Origin of the sequence: Streptococcus sp. DD11, from assembly GCF_001578865.1 — a bacterium.
Classification (GTDB): Bacteria; Bacillota; Bacilli; order Lactobacillales; family Streptococcaceae; genus Streptococcus; species Streptococcus panodentis.
Window position 1 is genome coordinate 34,805 of record NZ_KQ969399.1, and the last position, 9,521, is coordinate 44,325.

Annotated in this window: 9 protein-coding genes; 3 read left to right on the plus strand and 6 right to left on the minus strand. The window is 46.5% G+C overall.

Annotated elements, in window-relative coordinates:
• From STRDD11_RS12905 to xerS, 3 genes are all read left to right on the plus strand, one after another.
• A partial coding sequence (locus STRDD11_RS12905; protein WP_241209465.1) for an alpha/beta hydrolase occupies positions 1 to 518 on the plus strand: 518 nt, incomplete at its 5' end.
• Positions 519 to 550: 32 nt separating this feature from the next.
• Positions 551 to 1,096, plus strand: a complete 546-nt coding sequence (locus STRDD11_RS12910; RefSeq protein ID WP_128837640.1) for a hypothetical protein — start codon at positions 551 to 553, stop codon at positions 1,094 to 1,096.
• Positions 1,097 to 1,216: 120 nt separating this feature from the next.
• Positions 1,217 to 2,287, plus strand: coding sequence for a tyrosine recombinase XerS (gene xerS / locus STRDD11_RS12915; protein WP_128837641.1), 1,071 nt, complete (start codon positions 1,217 to 1,219; stop codon positions 2,285 to 2,287).
• Positions 2,288 to 2,390: 103 nt separating this feature from the next.
• Here the strand turns inward: xerS and STRDD11_RS12920 are convergent, their stop codons facing one another.
• From STRDD11_RS12920 to STRDD11_RS12945, 6 genes are all read right to left on the minus strand, one after another.
• The gene (locus STRDD11_RS12920) at positions 2,391 to 3,029 is read right to left on the minus strand and encodes a hypothetical protein (RefSeq protein ID WP_128837642.1); all 639 of its coding nucleotides are present in this window, start codon (positions 3,027 to 3,029) and stop codon (positions 2,391 to 2,393) included.
• Between the two features lie 153 nt (positions 3,030 to 3,182).
• A complete protein-coding gene (locus STRDD11_RS12925) occupies positions 3,183 to 4,172 on the minus strand; it encodes a lipoate--protein ligase (protein WP_128837643.1) in 990 nt (329 codons plus the stop codon).
• 13 nt (positions 4,173 to 4,185) lie between these two features.
• A complete protein-coding gene (lpdA, locus tag STRDD11_RS12930; protein ID WP_128837644.1) occupies positions 4,186 to 5,895 on the minus strand; it encodes a dihydrolipoyl dehydrogenase in 1,710 nt (569 codons plus the stop codon).
• Positions 5,896 to 5,994: 99 nt separating this feature from the next.
• Positions 5,995 to 7,038 carry a dihydrolipoamide acetyltransferase gene (locus STRDD11_RS12935; protein ID WP_128837645.1) on the minus strand — a complete coding sequence of 348 codons (1,044 nt, stop codon included), beginning with the start codon at positions 7,036 to 7,038 and terminating at the stop codon, positions 5,995 to 5,997.
• Positions 7,039 to 7,667: 629 nt separating this feature from the next.
• Complete coding sequence (locus STRDD11_RS12940) at positions 7,668 to 8,660, minus strand: alpha-ketoacid dehydrogenase subunit beta (RefSeq protein ID WP_128837646.1); 993 nt, start codon at positions 8,658 to 8,660, stop codon at positions 7,668 to 7,670.
• Between the two features lie 20 nt (positions 8,661 to 8,680).
• Positions 8,681 to 9,521 (minus strand): thiamine pyrophosphate-dependent dehydrogenase E1 component subunit alpha (locus tag STRDD11_RS12945; RefSeq protein ID WP_241209466.1); only part of this gene is annotated, 841 nt, incomplete at its 5' end.

Consider the following 9,521-nt stretch of genomic DNA (forward strand, 5'->3'; position numbering starts at 1 on the left):
TTTTTGTTACTGGCTTTCAGAATAATCGAGATGGATATGCTAACATTCAAAAGCAGGCTCAGATGTTTGATAGAGCTTTTGCTCAGCTGCTCAGTCATTATCAATTTGCGTCTTTCAGCGGCTTAGGGCATTCCAATGGCGGTCTAATCTATACAGCCTTCCTGCAGCGTTATTTTCAGAAGTATGAGGGAGTGACCATGGAGAAATTGCTGACTATTGCCAGCCCTTACAATCTCAATCGAAAAAATCCCGATAAACAGACGGACATGCTGAAGGATTTTCTGGCTCAGCAGGACCGGCTGCCCGCTAATCTTCAGCATCTATCTATTATTGGTCTTTTTCTGGGAGAAACAGATGGAATCGTTCACAGGACTAGTGTAGAGGCTGGACGGTTGATTTACAAAGGTCGCATTCATTCTCATCAGGAAGTTGTAATTACTGGCAAGAAGGCGCATCATTCGGCTTTGGTGCTGAATGATGAAGTGATAAGTTTAATAAAGAAGTTTTTGTTTACATAATTTTAGTTAGGTAAAAAGTAGCAGGAATTAGCATGGCAAACTATGTATATCAGCAAGTGATTTGTTCAAAAGATTTTCTTGAGAAGTATTTTCTTGATTTTTATCCAATTCAAAAGGAAGAAAGGATGGATCCTCCTTATATTAGCTTCAATCGCTTGATGGGTGTGGTAGATTTAGAAGAATACTACGAAAAATATGGCCAGTATATTTACTATGGATACGGTTTTTCTTACAAGGAACAAGCTGATGGGCGTTATCTTGTAAAATTTGCAACTAGGCACGATTATCCGATTGCAGCCATACGACAGGCTGTTAATCTGGAACACACAATAGAATGGTATGCAATCGAAGAATGCTGTATCTACATTTCAAAATTTTATTGGAATGATGGCGTAAAAGAACTTATCCAAGTTGTTGGGAATTTATCAACTTTTGTCGATTGGGTGGAAGAAAACTATGAATTCGATGAGGGGTTATCAGATGAGGACCACATCTTCTGGTATTATTTGCAGGAACATGGTGGAGCTTGGCCTTGGCTAGCGTGGAGTGATGAATTAAATCTTCCAAGGTATTTCTAAATCATCTTTTATTTAAAAGGGATGATTTATCCCCCTATCATCTTTCCGAAAAACTATAATTTTCTTGAAAAATAAATTTAGATATGCTATACTAGTGCTATAGAAAAACGGAGAAAAAAGATGAAACGTGAACTGCTCTTAGAACGGATTGAGAAACTGAAAGCCATCATGCCCTGGTATGTGCTGGAGTATTATCAGTCCAAGCTGGCTGTGCCTTACAGCTTTACGACTCTTTATGAATATCTGAAAGAATACGATCGTTTTTTCAGCTGGGTCTTGGAATCTGGGATTGCTGATGCCTCGCAGATTGCGGAGATTCCCCTCTCGGTATTGGAAAAAATGACTAAGAAAGACATGGAGTCCTTTATCCTCTATCTGCGGGAGCGGCCGCTGCTCAATGCCAATACGACTCAAAACGGTGTTTCTCAGACGACCATCAACCGGACTCTTTCCGCCCTGTCCAGCCTCTATAAGTATCTGACCGAGGAGGTGGAAAACGATCAGGGCGAGCCTTACTTTTACCGCAATGTCATGAAAAAGGTTGCCACTAAGAAGAAAAAAGAAACACTGGCGGCCCGGGCGGAGAATATCAAGCAGAAACTCTTTTTGGGCGATGAAACAGAAGGTTTTCTCCACTACATTGATACCGAATACCCTAAAAATCTTTCCAATCGTGCTCTCTCCTCCTTCAATAAGAACAAGGAACGGGATTTGGCGCTCATTGCCCTGCTGCTGGCTTCGGGGGTCCGGCTGTCTGAAGCGGTCAATCTAGACTTAAAAGACATCAATCTCAGGATGATGATCATCGAAGTGACCAGAAAAGGCGGAAAGCGTGACTCTGTCAATGTTGCTGCTTTTGCCAAGCCCTATCTGGAAGCTTATCTGGAGATTCGGACCAAGCGTTACAAGGCAGAAAAGAAAGACACAGCCCTCTTTCTGACGGAATACCGCGGACTGGCAAATCGCATCGACGCCTCCAGTGTCGAAAAAATGGTGGCCAAATATTCAGAGGATTTCAAAGTGCGGGTGACACCGCACAAACTCCGCCACACGCTGGCCACGCGGCTTTATGACGCGACCAAGTCACAAGTCCTGGTCAGCCACCAGCTGGGGCACGCCAGCACTCAGGTAACGGACCTCTATACCCATATTGTCAATGACGAGCAAAAAAATGCTCTGGATAATCTATAGTTTACATAATTAAAAATATGTATCAACTGTGCAATCAAAACGGCAGTAAATCAAAAGAGCGAGACAATGCTGCATGCTTGTTTTCGCTCTTTTTTAATGATTTCTATAAAAACTCAATCCAATAATTTCGATAGGGCTCGATAATCAGCGGCTTGCGCCAAAAACGCTTGAGGTGCTCCAGATTGGCTGCTGTGACCGGACGGTTCTTAGCATTGTACTGTTCAGCACTTTCTCTGGTCAGGAAGCATTTGACTGCTTCATAGCTTCCGTCTTCTGTCTCCCGCTTCAGTCCTTCAAAGCTGATTTGATCCCCGGGCTGCGGACTGTCGGTAAAGAGATTGCCAATAAAATAGACGGTTTTGCTCTTCATCAGATCGTAGGCCTTGATATTTTCTATCCGGTTATTGGCCGCTGCATACATGATGCAAAAGCTATCGATCAGGTCTTTCAAAGGCAGCAGGTCTTCCTTGGAAACAAAAACATCCACCATATACAGTCCGCCGATAACCAAATTTTGGAAAGAAGGTTGCTGGATGACATTGTCCAGCGCCATCCCCAACGGCACTTCCAAAGCTTGGCAGCCGGCTGCTTCAAAGTCTGCTTTCTTTTTCTCGTAGTCTTCAGCAGATATGCTGATATACAGGTTATCCGGATGAGGAGATGGTTTTTTCTTGAGAAAAACAATCACTGTGCGATCCAACTGCTCAAACAAACCAAGGCTTTCTACTGGAACTTTCTGCATCAAGGCACCTCTTTCTCTGATTCCCTATCATTCTATCATATCTAACTGATAAAGCATAGAAAAAAACAGCTCGTCAAGTAAACGTAAGAATGTTGTTGAATTGCAATAGTTTGCCTTAAAACCCCAAACTCGATGAGTCTGGGGTTCCTTATCTTATCCTACAACCGCTTCGGCGATTTCTTCTCTGCTGATACCGGCAAAGTAACGGCTGATATCAATCGTTTCCAATGCTTTGAGTACATCTTCCCGCTCGTATTTGACTCCGCGCAGCACATCTTCTACTGCTGCTACATCTTCGATTCCGAAGAAGTCTCCATAAATTTTAATGTCCTGAATCTTAGACTCGACGACATTGGCAAAGATTTCCACCTTGCCGCTGGTGAACTTGGTTCCGCGACGGACATTGTATTCCGGCGATTTGCCGTAATTCCAGTCCCAAGTGCCGAACTTGCTCTCTTTTATCCGGTTGATTTCCGCCAATTCCTGTTCAGAAAAGACGTATTCCGTCATTTGCGGATATTCTTTCTTCATATAGTCCAGGAGCAGATCGCGGAATTCCTCGACCGTGATTTTCTCAGGCAGCTCATCGACAATATTGGTGACCCGGGCCCGGACAGACTTGACGCCTTTGGACTCAAATTTGTCCTTGGAGACCTGAAGAGCATTGGCGAGGACAGACAGATCCACATCAAAGAGCAGACAGCCATGGTGCATGATACGGCCGTTGATATAGGCCTGTGCATTGCCGCAGAACTTCTTGCCGTCAATTTCCAAGTCGTTCCGGCCGGTAAATTCTGCTTTGACTCCCAGCTCTTCCAGCGTTTTGATGACTGGTACCGAGAAACTCTTAAAATCAAAAGCCTTGTCTTCGCTTTCTTTGGAAATGATGGTGTAGTTGAGGTTGTTCAGGTCATGATAAACAGCCCCGCCGCCGCTGATACGGCGGACAACTTCAATGCCATGCTCGCGGACATAGTCGCGGTTGATTTCCTGAACGGTATTCTGATGGCGGCCCACGATAATGGATGGTTTATTGATCCAAAGCAGGAAAATCATATCCTCATCAAGGAGATGCTTAAAAGCATACTCCTCCAGAGCGATATTATAGGCAGTCTCATTGCTGTTGTTGACAATGTATTTCATAGCATCTTACCTTTTATTTTTTCTTAGGTGAGTGAACAGCCAGTCCCAATACATCTGCAAAAGCTTCATACATGACTTCTGAGAAGGTTGGGTGACCATGGATGGTCTTGAGCATTTCCTCAACTGTGATTTCCATTTCGATGATGGTTGAAGCTTCATTGATCAGCTCTGCCGCTGCAGGACCGATGATATGCACACCCAGCACTTCGCCGTATTTCTTGTCGGCGATAACTTTGACAAAGCCTTGAGCCGCATCCGATGCGATGGCACGGCCGTTGGCAGCAAAGTTAAATTTACCGATTGCGACATCATACTTCTCACGCGCCTGCTCTTCCGTCAGACCAACAGCTGCGACTTCCGGCAGAGTATAGATAGCCGCCGGGGTCAGGTTGAGCTTGGCCACATGGTGGTTGCCCTTGAGAGCATTTTCTGCAGCAACTTCTCCCATACGGAAGGCTGCATGGGCCAGCATCTTGGTGCCGTTGATGTCACCCGGCGCATAAATGCCGGGAACGGATGTTTCCATGTATTCATTGACCTTGATGCGGCCGCGGTCCAGCTCAAACTCAACATCGCCAATCCCTTCAAGATCTGGTACCCGTCCGATAGACAGCAGGGCTTTATCAGCGACAATATCGTCCTTGCCTGCCACCTTAATCCGGAGTTTGCCATTTTCTTCAATGATTTCTTCCAGCTTGGTATCTGTCAGGATGGTCATTCCTTTGCGCTCCAGGATGAGGCGAAGGTTCTTAGACACTTCTGCATCCATCGCCGGAACAATCCGATCCATCATTTCAATGACCGTTACTTTTGAGCCAAAGGTCATGAAGGCCTGTCCCAGCTCAATACCGACAACGCCGCCGCCGATGATGACCAGATTTTCCGGAACTTCATTCATTTCCAGAATATCATCACTGGTCATGACAAGCGATGACTCCATGCCGGGAACGTTGATCTTGCTGACTTTGGATCCGCCGGCCAAGATGATTTTCTTGGTTTCCAGCAGTTCAGAGCCGTTGACCAGGACATTCTTATCCTTAGTAATGGTACCGATCCCCTTATGCACATCGACACCGTAGCTGCGAAGCAGACCAGCAACACCGCCGACCAGTGTATTGACAACCTTGTTCTTAGTTTCCAGAACCTTGTCCATGTCCACTGTAAAGCTTGGGTTTTCAATGATAATACCACGGTTGGCTGCATGCCCCAGACTTTCGATAATTTCGGCATTGTGCAGGTAGGTCTTAGTCGGGATACAGCCGCGGTTGAGGCAGGTGCCGCCCAGCTCAGACTTTTCAACCAGAGCAATCTTACCGCCGATTTGCGCTGCCTTAATCGCTGCTACATAGCCTGCAGGACCGCCGCCAATCACCACGATGTCATAGGCATCGTCACTCTTATCATCATCCGTGCTGGCTGCAGCTGCCGCAGGAGCCGCAGGCGCTTGAGCAGGCGCTGAACCGCTGGCACTTGGGATGTTTTCTCCCTCTTCTCCTAGGTAGCCGATCACTTCCGTTACAGGGACAGTTTCGCCATCGCCCTTGAGAATGGCAATCAGGTAGCCGTCTTCTTCGGCTTCCAATTCCATGCTGACCTTGTCGGTCATGATTTCCAGAAGGATTTCCCCTTCTTTGACAAATTCGCCGACTTTTTTATTCCATTGGACAATCTGCCCTTCGGTCATATCAACCCCGGCTTTTGGCATAATTACTTCTAAGGCCATTTTTTCTTTCCTTTTCTCTTTTGAATCTTATTTTGCAAGCTCTTTGATTTTTGTCCTGCTGCAATACCGTAAAATTCATTCCAGCAGGCAGTCTAAAGGCTAAATCAACATTGAAATCGGATCTTCAATCAAGGCTTTCAAGTCTTTCATGAATTTAGCTCCAGCCATACCGTCTACCACTCGGTGGTCAATGGTCAGACCGAGACTCATCATCGGACGGATCACAATTTCGCCGTTTAGGACAACCGGCTTTTCAACTGTTGAGCTGACTCCCAGAATAGCTGAGTTAGGCTGATTGATAATCGGACCAAAAGACTGAACGCCAAACATTCCCAGATTACTAATAGTAAAGGTGGAGTTTTGCAGCTCGCTCGGTGCCAATTTGCCATCCAAAGTACGGCCAATCACATCCTTGAAAGCTACGACCAGCTGGGACAGACTCATCTTCTCTGCATTGTAGACCACCGGCGTCATCAGGCCGTTGTCCATACCGACTGCCATGGCCAAGTTGACATAGTGATGCGTGACAATCGTTTTTCCTTCGTCGGTTAAAGAAGCATTGATGTAAGGATGCTTCATCAGCGTCTTCACCACAGCCAGTGACAAGAGGTCGGTCACGGTAACTTTTTTGCCAGTTTCTTCCATGATAGGCTCCAGCACTTTCTTGCGCAGAGCCAGCAACTCTGTCATATCCACTTCGTAGTTGAGGGTGAAGGTCGGTGCTGTCAGGTAGGACTCCACCATACGCTGAGCAATGACCTTGCGCATCGGCGTCATTGGAATCCGCTCAATTTCACCGTATGGAGTGACATTGTCTGGCACTTCTTCGGCTTTTTCAATGTGAGCCGGCGATTTAATGGTATCGCTGTCGACATTCTCAGGCAGGAAGGCCAGAACATCTTTTTTCATAATCTTGCCGCGGTGTCCAGTTCCCTGAATTTCCTGCCAAGCGATATTATGCTCCTCGGCAATGCGTTTTGCAAGTGGTGAAATACGCACCACATTTGTATCTTTGTAAATTTCCACGTCTTCTTTGTGGACACGACCGTTTGCGCCTGAGCCAGAAACATCGTAGAGGTTGATTCCCAAATCATCCGCTAACTTTCTGGCCGCAGGAGTCGCTCTTAGCTTGTCATCAGCCATGACCTCTCCTGTTCTAAATTATGATACTAAGCCCGTTAAGAGCTCTCAGCAAAAATAGGACATCTGCCGACGGAGCGACTGCTCCTAGAAAGATGTATCTTTTTTGCCCAGAGCTTAGGGCGTGTTCGATTATGATACTAAGGGCGTTAAAAAAGCGACCGAAAAATAGGAAATCAACGTAGGCTTCGATGAAGCCAAGGTGATTTATCTTTTTTCCGAGCTTTTAGCCCGAGTTCGAATATGATACTAAACCCGTTAAGAGCTCTCAGCAAAAATAGGACATCTGCCGACGGAGCAACTGCTCCTAGAAAGATGTATCTTTTTTGCCCAGAGCTTAGGGCGTGTTCGAATATGATACTAAGGGCGTTAAAAAGTCAAAGTGAAAATAGGAAACGTGACGCAGAAGCGCCTGCTTCTAGGAAAGTTTATCTTTTTCACACTGACTTTAGCCCGAGTTCAAATACATGATACTAAGGACACAGAACGCACGGAAAAATAGAAATTAGCCATGTGTTCAATGAACACGAGTAAATCTATTTTTTCACAGCGTCCCGTCCGAATTCTGTTTTATTTTTGCATAAAGAGAATTAGGTGAAACGACTTCAAGAAAGCCCTTTCTTTATTATACCTTATTCTTTGTGATAAGTCTTGCGAATAGCGTCTTTGATGCTTTCTACAGTCGGAATCATGGCATTTTCCAGATTCTGAGCGTAAGGCATGGGAACATCCTCGCCTGCACAGCGGCGGATTGGCGCATCCAGATAATCAAAGGCTTCAGACTCAGAGATAATTGCTGAAATTTCACCGATATAACCGCTGGTCTTATGAGCATCATTGACCAGAACGACCTTGCCTGTCTTTTTGACAGAGCTGATGATGATGTCCTTATCAAGCGGCACCAGAGTACGTGGATCCACCACTTCTACAGAGATGCCTTCTTCTGCCAATTCTTCTGCTGCCTGCATAACCCGGCGCAGCATTTTTCCGTAGGTGACAACCGTTACATCCGTGCCTTCTTTCTTGATTTCACCGACACCGAGCGGAATGGTGTAATCCGGATCCAACGGCACTTCCCCTTTCTGATTGAACTCAGACTTGTATTCCAAGATAATCACGGGGTTGTTATCGCGGATAGAAGACTTGAGCAGCCCTTTCATATCAGCCGGTGTTCCCGGTGCTACGACCTTAAGCCCTGGGATATGGGTAAACCAAGACTCCAAAGACTGGGAGTGCTGAGCGGCTGAGCCGACCCCATTGCCGGCAGCACAGCGGATAGTCATAGGGACCTGTCTCTTGCCGCCAAACATGTAGCGGGTCTTGGCTGCTTGGTTGACAATCGCGTCCATGGCGATGACAGAAAAGTCCATAAAAGTCATATCAACGATTGGACGCAGGCCGGTCATGGCTGCTCCGGCTGCTGCTCCTGAAATAGCAGCTTCCGAAATCGGACAGTCCCGCACGCGCTCAGGTCCAAATTCCTCCAGCATACCAACGGATGTTCCGAAGTCTCCTCCGAAAACTCCGACATCTTCTCCCATTAAGAGCACATTTTCATCGCGACGCATTTCCTCAGACATAGCAAGGATAATGGTGTCGCGGAATGACATATTTTTAGTTTCCATTTTTACCAATCTCCTCTCTGTTAGTCTGCGTAAATATCTTCAAAGGCTGATTCGAGCGGCGGGAATGGGCTTTCTTCAGCAAATTTGACAGAAGCTTCTACCGCTTCTTTTACTTGAGCCTGGATGCTTTCCAGTTCTTCGTCTGTTGCGATCTTGTTTTCAACCAAGTATTTACGAAGATTTTCGATTGGATCTTTCTTTTTCCACTCGTCCACTTCTTCACGGGTCCGGTATTTGCCTGGGTCAGATGAGGAATGCCCCAGCCAGCGGTAGGTCACACTTTCGATTAAGACAGGGCCTTTGCCGCTGCGCACATGCTCCACAGCCTTTTGGAAGCCTTCATAAACATCCAAAACATTATTGCCATCTGGAATAAACATGCCCGGGATGCCATAGGCGGCGCTGCGTTCATGGATATGCTCCACATTGGTCATTTTCTTGATGTCGGCAGAAATACCGTAGCCGTTATTGATGCAGTAGAAAATCACCGGCAGTTTCCAGATAGAGGCCATATTGACCGCTTCATGGAAAACACCTTCGTTGGTCGCGCCGTCCCCAAAGAAGCAGACAACGATTTTGCCGGTCTTGTGCATCTGCTGGGTCAGGGCTGCTCCGACAGCAATCCCCATACCGCCTCCTACAATACCGTTGGCACCGAGGTTTCCAGCATCCAGATCAGCGATGTGCATAGAGCCGCCTTTCCCTTTACAGGTTCCGGTGTATTTGCCAAGGATTTCGGCCATCATTTCATTCAGATTGATTCCCTTAGCGATAGCCTGTCCGTGGCCGCGGTGGTTTGAAGTCAGCAAATCATCTTCATTCAGGGCCAGCATCGCACCCACGCTGGCTGCTTCTTCACCG